Here is a 22,697-nt window from a genome sequence, read left to right as displayed (position 1 = left end):
AATGAAACGTAGTTTATTATCTGCACTGATTGGCGTAGCTTGCCTTGCAACGACGGCTGGCTCAGCGGCCTGGGCAGCGCCGGAAAAACCGAATATCGTTTATATCATCGTTGACGATCAGCGTTACGATGCGATGGGCTTCGTTAACAGCGATGCGGTAACGCCGAATATGGACGCGATGGCCAAAGACGGCACTTACTTTAAAAATGCTTTTGTCACCACTTCGCTATGCGGACCGAGTCGCGCCAGCATCCTCACAGGGATGTATGCCCACAATCACGGCATGGTTGATAACAATAAAAACGACAAAGTTTATGATCTGAACTTCTTTCCTCAGCGCCTTAAAGAAGCGGGTTATCAAACAGGGTTCTTTGGTAAATGGCATTTTGGCGGTGTAGAAAAAGAAGCGAAGCCGGGGTTTGCCGGGTTTGATAAGTGGGTTGGCTTTATTGGTTCAAACTCGCAAGGGAATTATTACCCTGTGAATGAATTCGGCGGCGCGTCCGAACTGAACGTTGATGGAAAAGTCGTTAAACAGAAAGGCTATATTACCGATGAGCTGACCGACTATGCCGTTGACTGGTTGGATCACAGGGACAAATCAAAACCCTTTATGCTCTATTTAGGCCATAAAGGTGTCCATGCTGATTTCTTGCCTGCACCGCGCCATATCGGCAAGCTAAAAGGTAAGGTGTTCAAGAAGCCGGATTCGTGGGTGAATAACGCGGAAAACTATCAGGGTAAACCGCGTTGGGTTAAAGATCAGCGTAATAGCTGGCATGGGATCGATTTCCCTTATATGGAAAAGCTTGATTACAACGAATGGCTACAAAGCTATTACGAAACCTTAATGTCCGTTGATGAAAGCGTAGGGCGTGTTCGTCAGTATCTTAAAGAGCATAACCTGGATAAAAACACCATTATTATGGTGATGGGCGATAATGGCTTTATGTTTGGCGAGCATGGACTGATCGATAAGCGTAATGCGTACGAAGAGTCGATCCGTGTCCCGCTGATTGCCAGCGGCCCCGGTTTTGATGCTGGTCGGGTCGTTGATGATGTTGTCGCAAATATCGACATTGCGCCAACGTTGCTCGAAGCCGCAGGTTTGCCAAAACCAAAAGACTATGACGGTTCTAGCTTCCTGTCTCTGGGCAGTGGAAAAGCCCCAGCAGAGCCAAGAAGTAAAACCTTCGTGTATGAATACTTCTGGGAATATAACTTCCCTTACACTCCCACCACCTTTGCTATTCGCGGTGAGCAATATAAGTACATTAACTATTATGGCGTCTGGGATACTGAAGAGCTTTACGATCTGAAAGCAGATCCTAAGGAAATGCATAACCTGATCAATTCCACCGATCCACAGATCGTTAAGGTTAAACAGGATCTGCGTCAGGAACTGTTTGCCAAACTTGGCGACCATAACGGTGAAAATATTATTCCTTATAACGCAAAACTGTCGGAAGGGATCGTTCAGCGTTATGAAGACAAAGGTAACGGCGTTAAATCGGCAGACTTCCCGCAAAACTGGATGCGTCCATATGGTCCTAAAGACAAATATGTCGGATTCCTGCCGGATACCCCGGGCAAAGCGGAAAGGTTGCAGAAAATGAGTGAAGCGATGGATAAAACTCAGGACTTCATTAAAGAAAATTACATGAAAGAAGCAAAATAAACGCAAACCGGAGGAGAGCAATCTCCTCCTTTTTAGGGTAAAAAATGAAATTATCTCATTGGCTACTATTTATTCTTTTCTTCTCAGGGCTCTCTTTCGCGCAGAGTCTGGATATCCTTGCGCAATCACTTGCCCGGCAAATGGGGGTGCCTGAAAAATACCGGCAGACGGAGTTGAGCGCTCATGTCACACTCCCCGTACTACCTGAATCAACGCTGGTTTTTAATCGTTACAATGGTATCGCTTTTGATGATTATGGAACGTCATTACCCTTTGCGATGTTTATCTCGCCCGTCACTGAGACGGCTACCGTGAATTTTTACCAGCAGCGGTTGCCGCACTTCCATAAAACCATGCGTAATAATGCGGTTATTTATTTTGCAGAACAAACCGGGCCAGTCGATAACCATCCGGTGGATAATCTCGATAAAGTGTGGGTAGAAATACAGCCATACACGATAGACGGCGTTGCCGTTACCCTGGTGAAAATGAATTATCGCTTGCCTGAAACGCAATAAATATTTTGCCGCAAGCCGATTTTATTTCCCTGCCTGACTCGATGGCGAAAGCAGGGAAAATTTCACTCTGACTTATCGCGCTTTGATCAGGGTACGCATTTCTCTTTTAATTCGCGTGGGTGTTGTCTGTTTTTCCAGCAAGTTGAGTATCCGTTGAAACTTCGGAACCACATGATGTAAGTGAATAGCGAAGCCGTCGCAAAGATAGTTTTTATTCGGTTTCCCATCGCTTGATAGTTCAAAGCGATGCTTAGGGCATCCACCGTTACAGACGGATTTGACCGGACACTGAAGGCAATCTCTGCTAATGTGGGTCGCTTTCCTGGCACCAAAATCCAGATTTTGCGGCGAGTTAACCATATCGGCAATATCCGTCACATTAATATTTCCCAATTTATTTTCCGGATAGACGAAATGGTCGCATGAGTAAACATCGCCATTGGATTCGACGATCAAATTACCACCACAGGTTTCGTTAATAACACAGGCGCTTTGCATCCCGTTCATTTTTGTCAGGGTTTGTTCGAAATTCATGACGAACGTCTGGCCCAAATCGTTAACGGCCCATTCATCAAAAATGGCATTAAGGAATTTACCCCACGCCGCAGCGGGTACTGACCATGCCTCAACCGCGCATTGCTCAGAAAAATCAGGTTTGATTAACGTAAGGCCATTTTGATCCGGCTGCGCCGCACGTCGCTCTACCAGAGGAATAAATTGCATGTAACGGCTGCCGATTCTTTTCAGGAACCGGTAGACATCGAGCGGGCGCTGAACATTTTTTGCATTAACCACCGTCAGGGTATTAAATTCCACTTTATGACGTTTGAGCGTTTCGACGCCAGTAATCACACTATCAAAGGTACTTTTTCCGGAGCGCGTTAATCGGTATTGGTCATTACTTATGCGATCGCCATCAATAGAAATACCTACCAGAAAGTGATGTTCTTTGAAGAATGTTGCCCATTCGTCATTGAGGTTTATACCATTAGTCTGGAAGAAATTATTGATGGTCTTTTTTCCCCGATACAATTCCTGTAACCGTACCGCTTCACGATAAAAGTCGATACCCAACATTGTTGGCTCGCCGCCCTGCCACAGGAAATCAACCACATCGGCTCGCTGAGCCTGGATATTTTTTTTAATGTAATTTTCCAGCGTCTGGTTATCCATCCGCCAGTTCTGTTTTCGCTCCGGATATAAATGCTCTTTTTCAAGATAAAAGCAGTAAGTGCAATCAATGTTGCAGACTGAACCGGAGGGCTTTGCCATTAACTGAAAATTTTGGATTGTCTGACGCATGACTTACGCTGCCTTTTTATTGATCCTGAAAGGGTAATGCTCATCGTCACGCCTGAATGAATTAGTGATGTACCGGTATTTCGCTATTCAAGTAGGGCCTGGCAACAAGCAAAAAAAAACCAGACAGACCTCTGAGAAGTCTGTCTGGTTTTGCCTGCTCGTCGCAGTCACAATCCTTTTTTGTGAACTTATCACGCAAGGACGAAGTTACAACGCAGGGGGCGGAATTTTGTGATAGGGCCCACAAAAATGACGGTGGTCTACAAAGGCCCGATCAAGGACGATCAACCCACTGAGGGCCAGGTCGTCGATATTCTGGAAACCAGCGGTTAATTACGCCGGGCGCACCTTACGGCGAGAATCCAGCGATATCAGCGCCACCGATGACAGGATTAACAGCGTGCCCAGCCAGTCCGGCAGGGTAAACGAAATCCCCAACAGCGCCAGCGACAGTAGCGCGCTGCTCAGGGGTTCCGCGCAGCTCAGAATGCTGGCTTTCGGGCCGCCGATCATCTGCGCGCCTTTCAGGTAAATACTGAAGGTGAGGGCGGTGCCGACTACCACCAGATAGAAAAACGCCATCAGCACGTGGCTGTTAATGGTGACGCCGCTGTGCTGGCTGATATAGAACGGCAACAGCGCCGCGCCGCCAATCAGCATACTCCAGCCGACGATCGGCAGCGTGCCGTACTGGCCGATAAGCTTAGAGGGATAGGTGGTATAAAACGCGGCGGCAAACGCCGAGGCGATGCCCCAGAACAGCGCGGCACCGGATATCGACAGCGAAGTCGGGTTGCCGTGGGTGACCAGCAAAAAGGTGCCGATAAGCGATGTCGCCACCGCCATCATCACATAGCGCGACGGGCGTTTTTTCAGAATGGCGGCAAACCACATTACAATGATGGTCGGCGACAGGAACTGCAAAATGGTGGCCGTCGCGGCGTTGGATTTTTCAATGGCGACCAGAAAGGTAAACTGGACCAGCAGCGCCCCGAAAAGGGAAAAAATAATCAGGCTGATGGCGTCGCGGCGGATTTTGAACATCGCGAAGATGTGATCGCCCTGCATAAAAGAGAGCGTCAACAGAATGAATCCGCTAAACAGCAGGCGGATCATGGTCAAAAACGGTGCGGATATCTGGCTTTGCTCCATAATGTACTGCGCGGCCACACCGGAACTTCCCCAGAATATGGCGGCGAGCAGAACATACAGCATCCCTTTTTTTGCGTAACTCATTTGTTTCCCGGCGGTGATGTTAATAAGCCGCCAAAGCATAACATAATATTAATAATGAATGCGTTAAGCGCGACGCCGCAAATGCCCTGCAAACTTTAAGGGGGTAAAAAAACCGCCACGGTTTTCGCCAGGCGGTTTTTTTATACTGAAATTATTTCACGGCCTGTTGCGCGTTTTCCATGGCCTGTTTTTCTGAGGCGGAGAGAATCGCTGCCTGGCGCTGCTGTTCCGCCAGGTAACAGGTATCACGGCTGATGCCTTTGGCCTCGCAATCCGCCTGGCGCTGCGCGGCGCTGGAGCAGCCAGCGACTAAACCGACAAACGCGATACTCGTTGCCATCATCATTAACTTTTTCATTATTTAACCTTCTCTGCAATTATCCTGATAATTCAGGTGTGAAACTAAGATAATTTTCCAGAGTCGTCATTACCCATCGGATTAATACGAATATCCGCTTATCTATTATGGATTTTAATTATTTTAGCCTTGCGTTATTAAAATGATAACAATAAATAATAGTGAAATTTACAGCGTGTTTTTTTCGTTCATTTATTATTAGCTGATTAATGACAATCGCTCAGTTTATCGTAACGGCGAGCATCCGGCGCACAGACTGGCGTTGACGCTTTCGCCACCCTTTTAAAACCGTGCTATGATGCGTTTTTATCCATAACTCCCTGTCACTGTTCATTAATACGACGTTTATGAAAGATACTGGCGATCAATCCCCGAAAGAGACTTCCCAAACTATTGGCAACGCATTGCGCCGTCGCCCGCTGGCGCGCGTGAAATTGTCTGAAATGGTGGAAGAAGAACTGGAGCAAATGATCCGCCGCCGCGAGTTTTCCGAAGGCGAGCAACTCCCGTCGGAACGCGAGTTAATGACCTTTTTCAACGTTGGCCGTCCATCGGTGCGTGAAGCGCTGGCGGCGCTGAAGCGTAAAGGGCTGGTGCAGATCAATAACGGCGAGCGCGCCCGCGTATCGCGACCCTCCGCAGATACCATCATCAGCGAACTCTCCGGCATGGCCAAAGATTTCCTGGCGCATCCCGAGGGCATCGGCCATTTTGAACAGTTGCGCCTGTTCTTTGAATCCAGCCTGGTGCGTTATGCCGCCGGGCACGCGACCGATCAGCAGGTCGAACGGCTGGCGAAAGCGCTGGAGCTTAACAGCCAGTCGCTGGATGATAACGCCGCGTTTATCCGTTCCGACGTTGAATTTCACCGCGTGCTGGCCGAAATCCCCGGTAACCCGATCTTTATGGCGATCCACGTCGCCCTGCTCGACTGGCTGATTGCCGCGCGTCCTGCGGTGCCGGATGAGGAGCTCTACCAGCATAATAACGTGAGCTATCAGCAGCATATCGTTATCGTCGAGGCGATCCGCAACCGCGATCCCGACGCGGCGGATCGGGCGCTGCATGACCATCTCAACAGCGTATTCGCTGCCCGTCACGCTTACCAGCAAAGCAAAAAATCCCGCAAGAAAGCGTAACGATCGTTTAGTGAAGTCGATCCCAATCTGAATCTTTTCCTGCAAAATGGCGCGTTGGTGTGCTGGTATAACAGGTATAAAGGTATATAGTTACGTCACATTCATCATTCATGAGGTTGCTATGTCCGCCACATTAAAAGGGGTTATGCCCGCGCTGCTTACGCCGTTTGATCAACACCAGAGACTGGATACCGAAAGCCTGCGCCGGCTGGTGCGGTTTAATATCGATCAGGGGATCGACGGGCTGTACGTTGGCGGTTCAACCGGCGAAGCTTTCGTCCAGAACATCGCCGAGCGCGAAGAAGTGCTTGAAATTGTTGCTGAAGAAGCCAAAGGCCGCATTACGCTGATTGCCCACGTCGGCACCGTCAGCACCGGGGAAAGCCAGCAGTTAGCCGATGCCGCCAGCCGTTACGGCTACGATGCTGTCTCAGCGGTGACGCCGTTTTACTATCCGTTCAGCTTTGAAGAGCATTGCGATCACTATCGCGCCATTATTGATTCAGCGAATGGATTGCCGATGGTGGTGTATAACATCCCGGCACTCAGCGGGGTTAAGCTGAGCCTCGAGCAAATCAATACGCTGGTCACGCTGCCTGGCGTCGGCGCGCTGAAGCAGACCTCCGGCGATCTGTACCAGATGGAGCAGATCCGCCGCGCCCATCCGGATCTGGTGCTGTACAACGGCTATGACGAGATTTTCGCCTCCGGCCTGCTGGCGGGCGCTGACGGCGGTATCGGCAGCACCTATAACATTATGGGATGGCGCTATCAGGGTATTGTAAAAGCGCTGAAGGAAGGAAATATCGCTCAGGCGCAGCGGTTGCAGACCCAGTGTAACCAGGTAATTGATCTGCTGATTAAAACCGGCGTATTCCGCGGCCTGAAAACAGTGTTGCACTATATGGACGTGGTGGCCTCGCCGCTGTGCCGTAAACCCTTCGCGCCGGTAGATGAAAAATATCTGCCTGAACTGAAAGCCTTAGCGCAGCAGCTCCAACAAGAAAAACAACAACAGCAATAAAAATACCGGATGCCGGAGCCATCCGGCACCTACCCTACAAGACGCGTTTCGGGAGACTCCTATGAGTATCACGACCCAAACTATCCCGTGGTATCGCCATCTCAACCGCAGCCAGTGGCGGGCATTTTCCGCCGCCTGGTTAGGCTATTTACTTGATGGCTTCGATTTTGTCCTGATTGCCCTGGTGCTGACTGAAATTCAGGGCGAATTCGGTTTAACGACGGTACAGGCCGCCAGCCTGATCTCCGCCGCGTTTATTTCCCGCTGGTTCGGCGGCCTGATGCTGGGCGCCATGGGCGACCGCTACGGGCGGCGTCTGGCGATGGTCTCCAGTATCGTACTGTTTTCCGTGGGCACCCTGGCCTGCGGCCTTGCGCCGGGCTACACCACCATGTTTATCGCCCGGCTGGTGATCGGCATGGGGATGGCGGGTGAATACGGCTCCAGCGCCACCTACGTCATTGAAAGCTGGCCGAAGCAGTTGCGTAATAAAGCCAGCGGTTTTTTGATTTCCGGCTTCTCGGTTGGCGCCGTGGTCGCGGCGCAGGTATATAGCCTGGTTGTGCCGGTCTGGGGCTGGCGCGCGCTGTTCTTCATCGGCATTCTGCCGATCATTTTCGCCCTGTGGCTGCGTAAAAATATTCCTGAAGCCGAGGACTGGAAGCAAAAACACGCGGGCAAAGCCCCGGTGCGCACCATGGTGGATATCCTCTATCGCGGCGAGCATCGCGTGCTCAATGTACTGCTGACGATCGTTGCGGCAACCGCGCTGTGGTTCTGCTTCGCCGGTCAGTTAAACAATGCGGCGATTGTGGCCGTGCTGGGTCTGCTGTGCGCGGCGATATTTATCAGTTTTATGGTACAGAGCAGCGGCAAGCGCTGGCCGACCGGCGTCATGTTGATGGTGGTGGTCCTGTTCGCGTTTCTCTACTCGTGGCCGATTCAGGCGCTGTTGCCGACTTACCTGAAAACCGAGCTGGCCTACGATCCGGCCACGGTGGCGCGAGTACTGTTCTTTAGCGGATTTGGCGCGGCGGTAGGCTGCTGCGTGGGCGGCTTCCTGGGCGACTGGCTCGGCACCCGCAAAGCCTACGTGTGTAGCCTGCTGGCCTCGCAACTGCTGATTATTCCGGTGTTCGCCATCGGCGGCAGTAACGTCTGGGTGTTGGGCCTGCTGCTGTTCTTCCAGCAGATGTTGGGGCAGGGGATTTCCGGCATTTTGCCGAAGCTGATCGGCGGCTATTTCGATACTGACCAGCGGGCCGCCGGGCTGGGCTTTACCTACAACGTCGGCGCGCTTGGCGGGGCGCTCGCGCCGATTATTGGCGCGGTGATTGCCCAGCGTCTCGATTTGGGCACCGCGCTCGGTTCGCTGTCATTCAGCCTGACTTTCGTGGTGATCCTGCTGATTGGCCTGGATATGCCGTCCCGGGTTCAGCGCTGGTTGCGCCCCGAAGCCCTGCGCACCCATGATGCCATCGACGGCAAACCCTTTAGCGGCGCGCGGGTAAAAAGCCTAAAGCCGCATGAACTGGTGAAGAGCAAAAGCTAAGGCTTGAGCGCCGCCATGGTTTTCAACTTATTCGCCCGGGCCTGTTCCGGGCGAGCCTGTACCAGCAGGCTGTACAGCACATCCAGCACAAACGCCTGAGCCACTCGCGTAGCCAGCGAGTCACCCTGTAATTCCCCCTGATGATGACCGTTGATTAACACGATGTCGGCCTGCTCCAACAACGGCGTGGCGAGATTATGGGTTAACGCCACGGTGGTTGCGCCCGCCGCTTTCGCCAGACGCAGCGCCTTGACCGTTTCCGGCGATGCGCCGGAATGGCTAATGGCGAAAGCCACCTCATCGGGCCGCAGCAGCGCCGCCTGCATCGCCATCTCATGATTATCCTGTATCGCCACCGCCCGTAAGCCCACGCGCATCAGCTTGTGCTTCATCTCCCGGGCGCTAATTCCCGATGAACCCACGCCGAAAAGGTACACCGACGGGGCGTTTAATAGCGCATCCACCGCGCGCCGTACCTGTTGGGCATCAAGCAGGGTGCGGGTTTGCGTCATTACGCTGTTAACCGTTTCCTGGAGCTTGCCGCTGACCGCGTCCACGTCGTCATCCGGCGTGATATCGGCATCCAGCATCGCGTCGCTGCGCGCCAGTTCGATGGTGAGATCGCGTTTAAAATCCTGAAAGCCGCGAAAACCCAGCAGGCGGCAAAACCGCACGATAGAGGCTTCGCCTGCCTGGGCGTCCTGCGCCAGCCCGGCGACGGTCAGGGTGGTGGCCCGCTGCGGGTTTTGCAAAATAAACTGAGCGATGCGCTGGCTGGTGCGGCTCAGGCTGCTTTGCATCGCTCCAAGGGTGGCGAGGATTTTTCCGGGTTGCAGTGGTGGCATAGTGAAGGTATTAGGTGTGTGAGTCATCACGGTATAGTACTCAAAAAAATGCCGCGACGGGGGACGCGCGGCAAAAGTCTCAACAGAGAAGACGCTTATCACCCGGTAGCAGGGCATCCCGGTGCAATTTAATCACCACTTTTTTGAGCGGCTCGCGACGTGTGTCATGGCAACCCGGCTTGTGCGGCTCGCCGGGCATAAAGATGGCGAACATGCCGGGTTCAAGAGTGAGGCTCTGGGAATTATGGATGTCGTTGCATAACTGGTAATCCTGCTCCGGGTGCCACTCCTCAAGCTGTCGCGCGCTTTCCGCGAGGCCGTAATAAATGGTTTCGCTACCTTCCAGCAGCAGCTGAATATCAATATACGCCCGGTGCAATTCGGCCTTTTTTTCCTGTGGCGGCTGGGTAGTCAACGTCATCACATTCATAAACAGCCGCTCGCCGTCGAGGGTGTAGCTGTCCGGCTGCTTTTGCGCCGGGTTTTCCCTCAGCGCCTGAACGAGGGCATCGTGCAGCGGCCTGGCTAAGCCCGCCGCGGCCAGATGGTCGATATGTCCTGTAATCATCCGTTACTCCTTAGCAAAAAGCGCCGCGCCCAGTAAACCGGCGTCCTGGCGGTAATGAGCGGGGCGCAGTTCTACGTGATACACCGCCGGTTCCTGCATCAGAGCCACGTGGACGCGCTCCAGATAGCCCGGCGCGAGACCGACGCTGCCGCCAATCACCACGCACTGGCAGTCGAAAGCGGCTTTGATATCGGCGATTAAGCGCGCCAGAGTACGGGCGGAACGATCAATAAGCGCCAGCGCCTGCGGATGATCCTGCCGGGCGTGGACAAAAATGGCTTTGGCGTCCAGCCCGGCCAAATCATCGCGCGCCGCAGCGGCGATCCCGCGCCCGGAGGCGATGGCTTCCACGCAGCCGGTGCGCCCGCAGCCGCAGCGCGGACCATGTGGATCGACAAGGGTATGGCCCAGATGTCCGGCCAGGCCGCCGGGCCCTTGTAACAGGGTGCCGCGACTGATAACTCCGCCGCCCACGCCGGTGGATACGGTTAAAAACACCATATCATCGATAGCCGCCGATAGCGCCTGGTACTCTGCCCATGCAGCGGCCTGGGCGTCGTTCAGGGCAATCCCCCGCAAGCCGGTGATGTGAGACAGCGTTTGGGTCAGGGGGAAGTTTTCCAGCCCGCCAAGATTCGCCGGATTAATCGACGTCAGTACCCCATGCTGAATAATGCCGGTGGAAGCGACGGCGAAGCGCGTGGCCCGTGCGGCAAGCGGGGCGACCAGCTCACGCAGCGCCGCTTCCAGCGCTTGCGGCGTTTTGCTGGCGGGCGTTGGCCGTTCGCAACGGGTGATTATCGTTAACTCATCGTCGATTAGCGCCGCTGCCAGTTTGGTGCCGCCAATGTCTATCGCCAGGGTCGTCATTTTTTCACGTCCTGTAACGCGTCCCGGAACCACTGGCAGACATGCTCCAGCCGGGTGATTGCTGAGCCCACGGTGACGGCGAAGGCGCCATGTTGTAGCGCCTGAGCCGCCAGTTCCGGCGAATTGTAGCGGCCTTCCGCCATCACCCGGCAGCCTTTAGCCGCCAGCGCCGACACCAGCGCCAGATCCGGCTCGTTGGGCGTAACGTCGGTGGTATAGCCGGAAAGGGTGGTGCCAATCAGCTCCGCGCCCAACTGGTGGCACTGCAAGCCATCCTCCAGCGAGGAGCAGTCCGCCATCGCCAGCAGGCCGTGATGATGAATACGCGCCAGCAGCGCTTCAACGCTTGTCGGACGCGGACGCGCCGTCCCGTCAAAGGCGATGATGTCGGCGCCTGCGGCGGCAAGGGCATCCACATCCTCGAGCCACGGCGTGATGCGCACCGGGAAGTCCGGCAGGTCGCGTTTAATAATGCCGATAATCGGCGCGCTCACCACGGCGCGCGTGGCGTGCAGGTTATCGATTCCCTCAATGCGCAGCCCCGCCGCGCCGGCCTGTTCCGCCGCCAGCGCCATGGCCGCGACGATCGCCGGCTTATCAAGCGGGCTGCCTGGTACTGGCTGGCAGGAGACGATAAGTCCGCCAAGCGTGTTGATGCGATCTTCGAGTTGAATGAGCAATGACATGATTACTCCACTTAATAAAAAAATATGAAATTACACTCCAAATGAAGATAAAGAGCGGGCTGGTGGGCTGCAACCTTTCATACCAGGTTATGTGAAGTAGGTTGGATTTTGACGCGGGGTTACTCGCCAGCTTTTTGCTCGGCTTTGATTTCGCGGATTAACCGATCGGCATATTCCCCGACAATCATCTCCACGGCTTCGCTGCGGGTGATATTGCTGAGCAGCGCCAGCAGTTCGATTTTTTGCAGGATCGACATTTTCAGCGACAGCGAGACCGCCTTTTTCTTCTCTTTATCCAGCGAAACGTAGCTGACGGTTTCGCTGGATTTGCGTCCGGCGTTGGCGTTCAGCGCCTCGTTCATGCGGCGCAACTGCTTTTTATCCAACAGCCCGGCGTGGGTGAGCTGGTAGGTGTGGTTGGCCTTGCTGTACTTAATTTCCGCCGAATAAAACTCTCTGAGTTCTTTAAGAACCCGGGTCAGGGTGGGTTCAGAGCAGGCCAGCGCGGCGATGATTTTAGCGGCGGGCACAGGCTTGCCGGGCCCCAGCAGGGTGGCCAACGTATAAACTCGGGCTTGTCGCGTACTCAGTTGCATAATGAAAAACGGCCTGCGTTTAAAGTGTAAATTTCAGCGTGCCACACGACGTGGCGCAAAATCATCGCCAAATGCCCGAAAACTGGCAACGTATTCCCGGTAAAAAAATGCGTCTCGTTGTCCATTGATTGCGCATGGGTTAATTTTTCACCGTAGCGGTGAGCAGACGAATGCCGTCCTGCGGCTGCTCGCTGGCGATGCCGTAAACCTGGGCGCGGGCGAGAATGCCCGATGCCCAGCGGCGGTGAGTCGCAGGTTCGCACATCGCCCCCTGGGATTTAAACACCGCCTGGGTGGAGTTCAGAATACGCAGCGCATCAGCGTGATCGCTGGGCGACACCATCAGCGCCGCTTCGATCTTGCTGATTTGATTGGGATGGATCGCCGTTTTACCCACCAGGCCATGGGCTATATCCAGCGCCAGTTCCCGGTCCATGATCTGGTGATCGTCAATGTGTTCGCACACCGGGGCGGTCAGGGCGAAATCCCGCGCAGCAAACACCGCCACCAGCATTTTGATGGTATAACCCATTGGGCCGTCATACAGCGTTAAATGGCGTGAACGGCGCAGGGAGATCACGTTCATCAGATCGTTGCCGCCGATGCGCAGGGCGATGATCCGTGAATGACACGGGTGATCCACCAGCGTGGTCGCCAGCTCGCGCATCTGCACCACGTCGAACACCTCTTCGGTTTCCAGCGTTGGCATCATGCATAAACCGGTGGGTTCGAGGATGCGCCACCATACGGGCAGCGAGGCCAGGGTAAATTTCGGCAGCACCAGGCCGTCAATGGCGCTGAGGTCCATCTCCCGCGCCAGCTGTTCGCCCATGGCGCTGTCGCGTGGGCGGATAAACACCAGCGGCCAGCTCGCGTTGCCCTGGGCGGTTTTGGCCTGGGTGAGTTGAACCAGCAGCGCGCGTAAATTTTCCAGCGCTTGCGGAATATCGCCGTCGCTGACCGCGTCTTCCAGGCAGATCACCAGCGAGCGCAGGCCGCTGATTTTGTTATTCAGGATGGCGTCAGCAATATCAGTGCGGGTCGCGGGCATATACAGTGTCGCGCCCAGACGCCAGGGTGAAAGCCGTTTGTCCATCAGAGCACCTTTTTAATGATTGTCACCGCCCGATACTGGCCGATGGCGTCGCCCACTTCGGTAATAGTGATGCCTTTCTCCCGCGCCAGGTAGACCAGCAGCGCCACGTCGGGGTCGGCGGCGGAGCGTACCAGCACATGATCCGGTACCCGGCGCAAGACGGCGCGGGTAGCTTCGGCGATGCCGGGCTTGATGCGGTTGATGCTGGAAATCTGGTAGTGGTCAGCCAGCGTCTGGATCACCCGCTCGCTTTGCTGCTGAAGCTGGGTTTTTCTCACCTCTGACAGGTCGCCGTGAGGCAGCGTGCTGAGATCCAACCGCTGGCGGTATTGCGCCACGGTATCCACCAGCATCCGGCTGCATTCGAACTGCGCCAGGTGATCGCAAATCACGCAGCCGTGTAAACCCTCGGCGGACCAGACAGAGCGTGAAATCATGCCGGAAACCGGCGCGCCCATAATGCCAAACGGGATCAGCCAGTCGTCGTCGCTGGCGGTGAGCCAGGCTTTGCCGCACGGATCGGCGAGCACCGCGAGGCGCGGTTGTTCAGGGTAGCCGGGGCGATGTTGCAGGCTGCGGCGCAGCTCGCCGGAAATCGCGCCTTTGCCGGTCCAGCCGTCGACAAACACAACGCCTTGCGTACCGTGGCGCGCTTCAATCCACGCCAGCGCCGCCTCATCAATGCCCCGGTCGCGGATAATGCTGATGCCGTAATGATGGGATTCTTTACCCATCTCGCGCAGGGTCTGATGCAGCATCACCCCGAGCGGGACGCCCGCGCGCACCAGGCTTGCCAGTACGATGGGCGTGTCGCCGAAGCGCTCCGCCAGCGCCTGCGCCAGCATCGCCACTTCTTTCGCTAAGCGTTCCGCGCCGCGATCCAGCGCCTGAGAAAAAATATCCAGATGCCAGGCAGTGGGTTCCGGCTCCTGGCTGAGCATTTCCGAATAGTGGCGCGCGCCGGACTGGATCAACTGCTCTTTCTGATCAACCGGCGTCATTTCCAGCTCGACGGGGTTGAGTAGAAAGTGAATATCCTGCGGGGAATACGAGCCGGAAAACGGCGTGAAGTCAGTCATACAGTTCTCCAAAGAGCGTCCGCGTGATGCTTTGGGCAAACTGGCTCTGGCGCGGCAGGCCGAACCAGGTGCAGAGCCGCATAAAGCGGTGGTCGCTTAAGCTGTCACCGAGGCCGATCACCGGGAAAACGCCGCGCTGCTGGCGCAGTTTTTCCAGCAGATAAGTGACCGCCAGCCCCTTTTCCACCACCGTTGGCAGCCAGGCGACGTTATTGCTGTTGCGGTGGATGTAGTAGCCCTCGGTGGGGAAGGTCTGTTCGATTTCGTCAGCGATGGCGTTGAGTTCGTCCAGCCGGGTGCTGTCGCGGTGTTTCATCACCAGGTACACCGGCACATCGCCGTATTCGTAGTTAATTCGCGCCCAACCGTTGATATTGCGCGCCGCCATCAGCTCGGTAATGGCGCTTTGCATGGCGAGGAGTTTATCTGCATAAGGCTGTAATTTCGCCAGCATCAGCGCTTTCCACGTGTCGTCCGGTTGGCCCTGCGGATCGAGGATCACCGCGCCGTGGGTGGTTACCGCCCAGGAACGGAACGGGATAGTGACCCGGGCGATCTCTTCAGTGCCGCGCGCGGTGACCGGGATCAGTTCGGCGTGCTCCAGCATCCAGTCCACCAGCATCGCCTGCTCTTCGGTCATAAAGCTGCGCGGCTCCAGGCTGCGATCCAGCGCGCCGGTGCGAAACGGAGCCAGATCCAGCTCATCCACCATCTTGCGGCGAGTCTGGAATAACGTGTCGTCGAGATCGGAAAAAATCACCGGCCTATTCATAGCTAATCACCTCTACGCGGGGCGCGACCTGGCGTAGCGCATCCAGCAGCGCCGTATCGATGCTGGCGACGGGGGTTTCCGCGCACAGCAGAATACGGTCGAACTGCTGGTGCGCGACGTTGTAGACAAAATTAGGAATGCCGAGACCGTAATTATCCGTAAAGGCAATGGCGGACTGAATGGCGAACCCGGTGGCAATCGGCGAGCGCGTCGTGGAGCTGTACTTCACCTCCGCGCCCGCTTTTTCCAGCCGCTCCGCCAGCAAAAACGGTTCCCAGACAAATTCGCTGGTGCCCAGCACCAGAATTTTTTCACCAGGCTGAAAGGTAATATGCGCGCCCAAATCCGCTGCGGGCATCGCCATGCCCAGCCGTCCCCAGCTCTGGCGGCCAGTAATCGGCACGCTGCCTGTCGCCGTGACGTTTACCGCGGGCATCACCGGTACGGGCGCATCGGGATTCGGTTCCCAGTGCCAGTCACCCTGTACCAGCGACACGGTGGCGATCGGCAAAGTGCAGCGCTGCGCCAGCGCGTCGCCGCTCCAGTCGGTGAGAGTAACCGCAATCACCTGGCTGAATTGCGTCAGGCCGGCGCGTTGTAGCGCGTCCAGCAAATTAATAAACGTGTTGCCGGTGGTGGCTTCGTCATCGATAAGCACCAGCGTGCGGGCGTTAAGCACCCGACGGCGCAGTTCGGCGTCATCCGGCAGATAAATCAGGTGGTCGGTGGCGTGGCTGTGGTTCTCTTTAAATTCGCACAGCAGTTCGCCGGGAACCGGATGGCGCGTCGAGGTCAGATACACCGGTTCCGCCGCCTGATGGCGCAGTTCATCAAACACCCCCGCGCCAAGGCCGACGGCGGTTTCCGCCATGCCGATAAACAGCACCGGGCCCGCCTCAAGCCCAGGAAACTGTTCCGCCAGCTGTCGATACACCGATCGCATGATGCCGGGGGCGACCGGGATGTGGCGGCCCAGCACTTTGCTGACGAACAAAAACGCGCGCTTGGGATTGCGGCGCTCCGCCAGCTCGAACAGTTCATCCAGCTGACGCATTCCGCCGGTGGGCGTCACGCGTAACGTTCCGCTGGAGAGCGTGCGGCTAAATTCACTCATGGTCATTCTCTTCACGATACAGATTAGTCAGCGCGGTCGGATAGTTGACCGCTTCAGTCAGCGGCCTGACGACGGCAGGCGCAAAAGCGCGCTCCGCTTCATCCAGCACCTCCTGCTGGCTCATCAGCCCAAGCTGGCGGAAGGCGAACAGGCCAGGCAGGTTCACGCCGCTTAAGCGCGTATAACCGATGCCCCCGGAAGGGCGCATATTGATTTCCAGCAACAGCGGCTTGCCGCTGGCGGTGTTGCGGGTTTGCACGTTGACCAGCCCGTCGGCTTTCATCAGGCGCGCACAGGCTTTCGCCAGTTCGAAGGCCTCACCGTGGTTTTCCAGATGTTGTACCGAGCCCTCTTTACGACGGCCCACCGCTGCCAGCACCACGCCGTCTTCCACCAGCATATCCACCGAATATTCCGGGCCGGGGAGATAGGGCATTAATACCAGCGGTTCGAATTCGCCCGCCTGCTCCAGCGCGCTGAGATAAAAACGCGCGTTCACTTTGCGGCTGTCGGGATTCATAAAGTGCGCCATTGGCGAGACGCTTTCATCAAACCGCCAGAATCCCATGCCATAAATACCTTTCACCGGTTTAACGCACAGCGATTTGCTGGCGAACGGAGAGCGGGCGAGCAGCGCGCGCAGTTCGTCCACCGACTCGACACGCAGGGAAGGGACTACCGGCAGACCGGCTTTTTCCATGGCGTGAGCGTATTCGACTTTATCGTCGGCCAGTTCAAACATGGCGGGCTGAAGGGAGCCGGTAGTGAGCGTGACGCCGCTGGCGGTAATCGCCGCGCGATGGGCTTCGAACCAGGCGGCGTGGCGGCCAGTATGAATCGCCTTAACGTCCAGTTTTTTTACCATGGCGAGGATAAACGCCAGCCGGTCGTCGGCTTCCTGCGGTTCAGTCAGCGCCATATCAGCCTCGGAGAGGATCTCATGGCGATCGTTGCGGTGCGACGCAATCACCGTCACATCGGCCTGCTTCAGATTAGCGAACGCGCGGATGCCCTGAATCAGGTCGCGCTGGGAGGACAAGCCTTCCATTAGCCAGATTTTATTGGTCATTTTTTTATTACCGATGGGACGGGGTTGAATGGCTACAGTTAATTAACAAGTCTAGAAAGCGGCAAAAAAGATGTCAATCATAATATGATTTTGATTTTGGACGGGGTTGTATGTGATTTTCAAAACGCAATCTGATACATTTTTTCCTAAAATTAGCCTGTCGGACTGCATTCAATATCATTGAAAAATAATGGATTTACCTTTCTTTAAAAAATTGGTGGGTAAAATGATCTTGTTCATTAACAGCATCATGATATGATTTTTTTCTGAAGGATTTTGGTGTAAAAACTCAACCTTTTTCACGAACGACTTTATGGAGATCTGACCATGGTTTCATTAACAAAGAACCAAACTGTTTCACTCAGCAAGCAATCGTCGGCGCTTAACCAGCTGCATTTCGGCCTGGGCTGGGATCCCATCAAGAAGAAAGGGATGCTAGGCAAACTGTTTGGCGGAAATGATTCCATCGATCTTGACGCGGGCTGCGTACTGCTCGATAAATCCGGCGGCAAAATCGACACGGTCTGGTTCCGCAAACTGAAATCCTCTTGTAATTCCGTGGTGCACAGCGGCGATAACCTCACCGGCGAAGGCGACGGCGATGATGAAGTGATCCGCGTGGATCTGACGCGTCTGCCTGCCCAGGTGGAATATCTGGCGTTTACCGTCAACAGCTTCCGTGGCCAGAGCTTTAACGATGTGGAAAACGCGTTCTGCCGCGTGGTCGACCAGAACAATAAAGAGCTGGCGCGCTACCAGCTGAACGAGCAGGGCTCGCATACCGGCATCGTGATCGCCTCTCTGCGCCGCAACAACGGCGAGTGGGATTTCACCGCGCTGGGCAAAGCCTGTAGCGGCCGCACGATTGACGATATGCACAGCGACATCGTCGCGGCGGTGGTGCGCTCATGAACATGACGGCGGGAGGCAATGCCTCCGTTCCTTCTCAACTGTTGACGGTGCGCGTGCTGTCCGGCGCGGCGGTTGACGCTTCCGCTTTCCGGCTGTTCGCCACTGGCAAAGTGAAGGGCGACGCCGATATGGTGTTTTACGGCCAGCCTAAAAATGACGACGCCACCATCGCGCTGACCAATGACGGCAACAACACCGCGTTTAGCGTGGATCTCAACCGTCTCCAGGCGGATGTGCAAAAAGTGGCCTTTACCGTCACCTGCGACGGCAACCAGACCGTGGCGGGCCTGCAACGCCTGGCCATCCAGGTAGAAGCGGCGGGTGAAGTGCTGCTGAACGGGGTGGTCGATCTCAATGGCCGCCAGGAAGCGGCGCTGATTTTAGGCGAATTGTACCGCCGCAATAATGAGTGGAAATTCCGCTTTATCGCCCAGGGCTTTAACGGCGGGCTGAAACCGCTGGCGGAGCATTTCGGCGTGGATGTGGCGGATAGCCCGGCGCCGACGGCGGCCCCCGCGCCGACGCCTGCGCCCACTCCGGCAGCGTCTAAAATCAATCTCAGCAAGGTTTCCCTGACCAAAGAGAAACCGGCGATCAGCCTGACCAAGCGGGATAACTTCGGTGAGATCCGCATCAACCTCAACTGGCATCGTGGTAATCCGGCGACCGGTTTGCGCGCCGTATTTGGCGGCAGTAAGGGTATCGACCTGGATTTAGGCGCGTTTGTTGAACTGAGCGACGGCTACAAAACCGTGATTCAGGCGCTGGGCAACCGCTTCGGCTCGATGGACAGCGAGCCGTATGTCCAGTTGCAGGGCGACGATCGCACCGGCGAGTTTTCCACCGGCGAGTGGCTGCATGTCAATGGCCGCGAGTGGAAACACATCCGCGAAGTGCTGATTTTCGCCTTTATTTATGAAGGCGTGCCGAGCTGGGATAAAACCGACGGCGTGGTGTCGTTGTTCATCCCGGACCAGCCGCCGATCGAAACCCGAATGACCGAAGGGCAGAACAACCGCAACATGTGTGCTATCGCCCGTCTGGTCAACGAAAACGGCAATATAAAAGTAGAACGAATCAATCAGTTCTTTAATGGACATAGCGATATGGACAAGGCGTTCGGCTGGGGCTTTAGCTGGAAAGCGGGTTCCAAGTAATTTCTTTGGCAGAGGGTGTCAGTATGAGTTTCTTCAATAAAGTAAAAGGGGCGTTTAACGCCAGCCGCGACGAGTTAACCAAACAGGTTGGCCGTTTCAAGAACAAAAAGTTTATGCAGGGCACGGTGGCGGTCTGCGCGCGTATCGCGGTATCCAGCGATGGCGTCAGTTCCGAAGAGAAGCAGAAGATGATCGGTTTTCTGCGTGCCTCCGACGAGTTGAAAGTGTTCGATACCTCTGAGGTTATCGACTTCTTTAACAAACTGGTGAGCAGCTTCGATTTCGATATGGAAATCGGCAAGGGCGAAACCATGAAGTACATTCTGGCGCTGAAAGATCAGCCTGAAGCCGCGCAGCTGGCGGTACGTGTTGGGATCGCGGTGGCGAAAAGCGACGGCAATTTCGACCCGGACGAGCAGAAAGCGGCGCGTGAAATCGCCCTGGCACTGGGCTTTGAACCGGCCGAATTCGGTCTTTGATAGCATTTCTTAAGGGTTTTGTATGGTATCTACGCATATTGGCTTTCCAACAGAAACGGTGGTGGTATTCATTGCGTTGGCAGTGGGAGCCATTTTTATCGACCTGTTCATGCATCGGCATGACAAACCGATCTCGCTGAAAAGCGCGGCGCTGTGGTCCGTATTTTGGGTCGTGGTGGCGATGGCGTTCGCGGGGTTCTTATATGTTCATCACGGCGCGGAAGTCGCCAGCCTGTTCGTGACCGGTTACGCGCTGGAGAAAGTACTGTCGGTCGATAACCTGTTCGTGATGATGGCGATTTTCTCGTGGTTCGCCGTGCCGGACCGCTACCGTCACCGCGTGCTGTACTGGGGTATTATCGGCGCCATCGTGTTCAGGGGGATTTTCGTTGCGATTGGTACCGGCCTGCTTAGCCTGGGGCCCTACGTCGAAATCGTCTTTGCGCTGATCGTCGCCTGGACGGCGGTAATGATGCTGAAAAGCGGCGACGATGACGACGAGATTGAGGATTACTCCCAGCATCTCGCCTACCGTATGGTTAAGCGCTTCTTCCCAATCTGGCCGAAACTGAGAGGGCACGCCTTCCTGTTGAACCAGAAAGAAGTGGATGAAGAGCTGGCGAAGCCGGAAAACAAAGACATTACCATTGGCCGCGGTCAGAAAGCCGCGCTGTACGCGACCCCGCTGATGCTGTGTGTGGCGGTGGTGGAGCTGTCGGACGTGATGTTCGCCTTCGACTCCGTACCGGCCATCATTGCGGTCAGCCGTGAGCCGCTGATTGTTTATAGCGCCATGATGTTCGCGATCCTCGGTCTGCGTACCCTGTACTTTGTTCTGGAAGCCCTTAAGCAGTATCTGGTGCACCTGGAAAAAGCCGTTATCGTGTTGCTGTTCTTTATCGCCGCTAAACTTGGCCTGAACGCAACCGACCATATCTGGCACCACGGTTTTAATATTTCGGCGACGACCAGCCTGTTTGTCGTTCTGGGTGTGCTTGCGTTGGGTATCGTGGCGAGCATTATGTTCCCCGGTAAACCCGATTCTGAGGAGAAAAAGGAGGGCTAACCTCCTTATCCCCGGCAAATAACAACATCAACCAGAGAGGATTGAACAATGAGTGTTTCTCTTTCTAAAGGCGGGAACGTATCACTGAGTAAAGCAGCGCCGACCATGAAGAATGTCCTGATTGGTCTGGGCTGGGATGTGCGCGCCACCGATGGTCAGGACTTTGACCTCGACGCCTCCGCCTTTTTGCTGTCTGCCAGTGGGAAAGTGCGCAGCGACGCGGATTTCATTTTCTACAACAACCTGAAATCCGCTGATGGCTCGGTAACCCATACCGGCGATAACCGTACCGGTGAAGGCGATGGCGATGATGAAACCCTGAAAATCAAACTGGATCTGATCCCGGCTGACGTCGACAAAATCGTTTTCGTGGTCACCATTCACGACGCGCAGGTGCGCCGTCAAAGCTTCGGCCAGGTTTCTGGCGCGTTTATCCGTTTGGTCAATGATGACAACCAGACCGAAGTGGCGCGTTACGACCTGACGGAAGACGCCTCCACGGAAACCGCGATGCTGTTTGGCGAACTGTATCGCCACAACACCGAGTGGAAATTCCGCGCGGTTGGCCAGGGCTATGCAGGCGGACTGGCGTCCGTGTGCGCCCAGTACGGCATCAACGCCTCGTAATCTGAATACACAGCGGGCGGTTAACGCCGCCCGTCTCTCTCCCTAAAAGCAGGAGCTTTAAAATGGCAGTTTCTCTCGTAAAAGGCGGTAACGTATCCCTCACTAAAGAAGCACCGACCATGAACGTCGCCATGGCTGGCCTGGGTTGGGATGCGCGTGTCACCGACGGACAAGCATTCGACCTGGACGCGTCCGTGTTTATGGTTGGCGAAGACGGCAAGGTGCTGAGCGACAGCAGCTTTATCTTCTTCAACAACAAACTCAGCGCCTGCGGCTCCGTTGAGCACCAGGGCGACAACCGTACCGGCGAAGGCGAAGGCGACGACGAGCAGATCAAAGTCGATCTGACCAAAGTGCCTGCCGAGGTTAAAAAGCTGGTGTTCGCGGTCACTATTTATGATGCGGAAGCCCGTAAGCAGAACTTCGGCATGGTGAGCAATAGCTACATGCGTATCTTTAACAATGACAACGGTTCTGAAATCGCCCGTTTCGATCTGTCTGAAGATGCGTCTACAGAAACCGCGATGGTGTTTGGCGAACTGTACCGCCACGGCGCAGAGTGGAAATTTAAAGCGGTAGGCCAGGGCTTTGCAGGCGGTTTGTCTGCGCTGGCGTCGCAGCATGGCGTGAACGTATAACGTTTAACGCTGTGGTTATACAAAACCTCGGTTCGCCGGGGTTTTTTTATGGCTGGTGTTTGAGGGGGAATTGTTCTGTTAGGTGGAATTGTTCCGTTCGCTTGGGTGTAGTGGAATGGTTCCGTTCGGTGGAATTGTTCCGTTCGCCTGGGCTTTCGGGTCAGTCTCTGGCGTCAGTGTACGCGAACGGGCCAGTGGGGCTCGCCGCCGCCCCCCTGGCGACCCCGGCTCCCCCGAGCGAAATCGCCGCTTCGCGGTGCCCTCAGCTTATCGCGTCCGGCTCCGGGTCGGGCGAGATACGGCATCCTGCCTTTCT

At 55.4% G+C, this 22,697-nt stretch carries 23 protein-coding genes and 1 pseudogene; 11 read left to right on the top strand and 13 right to left on the bottom strand.

What is annotated here, in order from left to right; genetic code table 11:
• Window position 1: 1 nt before the first annotated feature.
• Window positions 2–1,678, top strand: coding sequence for a sulfatase (locus FHW74_RS20210; protein WP_183172127.1), 1,677 nt, complete (start codon window positions 2–4; stop codon window positions 1,676–1,678).
• 44 nt (window positions 1,679–1,722) lie between these two features.
• Window positions 1,723–2,196, top strand: coding sequence for a hypothetical protein (locus FHW74_RS20205; RefSeq protein WP_183172126.1), 474 nt, complete (start codon window positions 1,723–1,725; stop codon window positions 2,194–2,196).
• A 72-nt stretch (window positions 2,197–2,268) separates the two neighbouring features.
• Here the strand turns inward: FHW74_RS20205 and FHW74_RS20200 are convergent, their stop codons facing one another.
• The 3 genes and pseudogenes from FHW74_RS20200 to FHW74_RS20190 all read right to left on the bottom strand — a co-directional run.
• Window positions 2,269–3,498 (bottom strand): anaerobic sulfatase maturase, encoded by a 1,230-nt coding sequence (locus FHW74_RS20200; RefSeq protein ID WP_183172125.1) that lies wholly within the window; start codon window positions 3,496–3,498, stop codon window positions 2,269–2,271.
• A 333-nt stretch (window positions 3,499–3,831) separates the two neighbouring features.
• Window positions 3,832–4,734 (bottom strand): EamA family transporter, encoded by a 903-nt coding sequence (locus FHW74_RS20195; RefSeq protein ID WP_183172124.1) that lies wholly within the window; start codon window positions 4,732–4,734, stop codon window positions 3,832–3,834.
• A gap of 160 nt (window positions 4,735–4,894) precedes the next feature.
• Window positions 4,895–5,092 (bottom strand): annotated as a pseudogene (locus tag FHW74_RS20190) (hypothetical protein); the annotation flags it as partial.
• 347 nt (window positions 5,093–5,439) lie between these two features.
• On the opposite strand from FHW74_RS20190, the gene nanR reads away from it, so the two are divergent.
• The 3 genes from nanR to FHW74_RS20175 all read left to right on the top strand — a co-directional run bounded on the left by nanR (window position 5,440) and on the right by FHW74_RS20175 (window position 8,807).
• A complete protein-coding gene (gene nanR, locus FHW74_RS20185) occupies window positions 5,440–6,231 on the top strand; it encodes a transcriptional regulator NanR (protein ID WP_183172122.1) in 792 nt (263 codons plus the stop codon).
• Between the two features lie 121 nt (window positions 6,232–6,352).
• Entirely contained in the window at window positions 6,353–7,255 is a 903-nt protein-coding gene (gene nanA / locus FHW74_RS20180; protein ID WP_183172121.1) for an N-acetylneuraminate lyase, read from the top strand.
• A gap of 61 nt (window positions 7,256–7,316) precedes the next feature.
• Complete coding sequence (locus FHW74_RS20175) at window positions 7,317–8,807, top strand: MFS transporter (protein ID WP_183172120.1); 1,491 nt, start codon at window positions 7,317–7,319, stop codon at window positions 8,805–8,807.
• On the opposite strand, the gene FHW74_RS20170 is transcribed toward FHW74_RS20175, so the two are convergent.
• The 10 genes from FHW74_RS20170 to FHW74_RS20125 form a co-directional block, all read right to left on the bottom strand.
• Window positions 8,804–9,652, bottom strand: coding sequence for a MurR/RpiR family transcriptional regulator (locus FHW74_RS20170; RefSeq protein ID WP_255459955.1), 849 nt, complete (start codon window positions 9,650–9,652; stop codon window positions 8,804–8,806). The two genes, FHW74_RS20175 and FHW74_RS20170, sit on opposite strands and share 4 nt — an antisense overlap.
• A gap of 79 nt (window positions 9,653–9,731) precedes the next feature.
• Window positions 9,732–10,220 (bottom strand): N-acetylneuraminate anomerase, encoded by a 489-nt coding sequence (nanQ, locus tag FHW74_RS20165; RefSeq protein WP_183172118.1) that lies wholly within the window; start codon window positions 10,218–10,220, stop codon window positions 9,732–9,734.
• A 3-nt stretch (window positions 10,221–10,223) separates the two neighbouring features.
• Window positions 10,224–11,090 carry an N-acetylmannosamine kinase gene (locus FHW74_RS20160; RefSeq protein WP_183172117.1) on the bottom strand — a complete coding sequence of 289 codons (867 nt, stop codon included), beginning with the start codon at window positions 11,088–11,090 and terminating at the stop codon, window positions 10,224–10,226.
• Window positions 11,087–11,776 (bottom strand): N-acetylmannosamine-6-phosphate 2-epimerase, encoded by a 690-nt coding sequence (locus FHW74_RS20155; protein WP_183172116.1) that lies wholly within the window; start codon window positions 11,774–11,776, stop codon window positions 11,087–11,089. Before FHW74_RS20155 ends, FHW74_RS20160 begins: the two co-directional genes overlap by 4 nt.
• 119 nt (window positions 11,777–11,895) lie before the next feature.
• A complete protein-coding gene (locus tag FHW74_RS20150; RefSeq protein WP_183172115.1) occupies window positions 11,896–12,372 on the bottom strand; it encodes a tellurium resistance protein TerW in 477 nt (158 codons plus the stop codon).
• A 139-nt stretch (window positions 12,373–12,511) separates the two neighbouring features.
• Window positions 12,512–13,468, bottom strand: coding sequence for an HpcH/HpaI aldolase/citrate lyase family protein (locus FHW74_RS20145; protein ID WP_183172114.1), 957 nt, complete (start codon window positions 13,466–13,468; stop codon window positions 12,512–12,514).
• On the bottom strand, window positions 13,468–14,547 hold the full coding sequence (locus FHW74_RS20140) for a cysteine protease StiP family protein (RefSeq protein ID WP_183172113.1): 1,080 nt from the start codon (window positions 14,545–14,547) through the stop codon (window positions 13,468–13,470). Before FHW74_RS20140 ends, FHW74_RS20145 begins: the two co-directional genes overlap by 1 nt.
• On the bottom strand, window positions 14,540–15,319 hold the full coding sequence (locus FHW74_RS20135; RefSeq protein ID WP_183172112.1) for a hypothetical protein: 780 nt from the start codon (window positions 15,317–15,319) through the stop codon (window positions 14,540–14,542). Before FHW74_RS20135 ends, FHW74_RS20140 begins: the two co-directional genes overlap by 8 nt.
• Window positions 15,312–16,433, bottom strand: a complete 1,122-nt coding sequence (locus FHW74_RS20130) for a phosphoribosyltransferase domain-containing protein (RefSeq protein WP_370528056.1) — start codon at window positions 16,431–16,433, stop codon at window positions 15,312–15,314. Before FHW74_RS20130 ends, FHW74_RS20135 begins: the two co-directional genes overlap by 8 nt.
• On the bottom strand, window positions 16,426–17,502 hold the full coding sequence (locus FHW74_RS20125; protein ID WP_183172110.1) for an ATP-grasp domain-containing protein: 1,077 nt from the start codon (window positions 17,500–17,502) through the stop codon (window positions 16,426–16,428). Before FHW74_RS20125 ends, FHW74_RS20130 begins: the two co-directional genes overlap by 8 nt.
• 327 nt (window positions 17,503–17,829) lie before the next feature.
• Between FHW74_RS20125 and FHW74_RS20120 the strand changes: the two genes are divergently transcribed.
• The 6 genes from FHW74_RS20120 (at window position 17,830) to FHW74_RS20095 (ending at window position 22,381) form a co-directional block, all read left to right on the top strand.
• Window positions 17,830–18,414, top strand: coding sequence for a TerD family protein (locus FHW74_RS20120; RefSeq protein ID WP_125295067.1), 585 nt, complete (start codon window positions 17,830–17,832; stop codon window positions 18,412–18,414).
• A complete protein-coding gene (locus tag FHW74_RS20115) occupies window positions 18,411–19,571 on the top strand; it encodes a TerD family protein (RefSeq protein ID WP_183172109.1) in 1,161 nt (386 codons plus the stop codon). Before FHW74_RS20120 ends, FHW74_RS20115 begins: the two co-directional genes overlap by 4 nt.
• A 23-nt stretch (window positions 19,572–19,594) precedes the next feature.
• Complete coding sequence (locus FHW74_RS20110; RefSeq protein WP_144130008.1) at window positions 19,595–20,050, top strand: tellurite resistance TerB family protein; 456 nt, start codon at window positions 19,595–19,597, stop codon at window positions 20,048–20,050.
• Between the two features lie 22 nt (window positions 20,051–20,072).
• A complete protein-coding gene (gene terC, locus FHW74_RS20105) occupies window positions 20,073–21,116 on the top strand; it encodes a tellurium resistance membrane protein TerC (protein WP_183172108.1) in 1,044 nt (347 codons plus the stop codon).
• Between the two features lie 48 nt (window positions 21,117–21,164).
• On the top strand, window positions 21,165–21,743 hold the full coding sequence (locus tag FHW74_RS20100) for a TerD family protein (RefSeq protein ID WP_183172107.1): 579 nt from the start codon (window positions 21,165–21,167) through the stop codon (window positions 21,741–21,743).
• A gap of 62 nt (window positions 21,744–21,805) precedes the next feature.
• Window positions 21,806–22,381: a TerD family protein gene (locus FHW74_RS20095; protein ID WP_183172106.1), complete on the top strand. Its 576-nt coding sequence runs from the start codon at window positions 21,806–21,808 to the stop codon at window positions 22,379–22,381.
• Window positions 22,382–22,697 lie beyond the last annotated feature (316 nt).

This window comes from Atlantibacter sp. RC6 (assembly GCF_014193285.1).
Taxonomy (GTDB): domain Bacteria; phylum Pseudomonadota; class Gammaproteobacteria; order Enterobacterales; family Enterobacteriaceae; genus Atlantibacter.
Note: the sequence above shows the minus strand (reverse complement) of the source record. Positions and strands in the feature narration are given on the sequence as shown.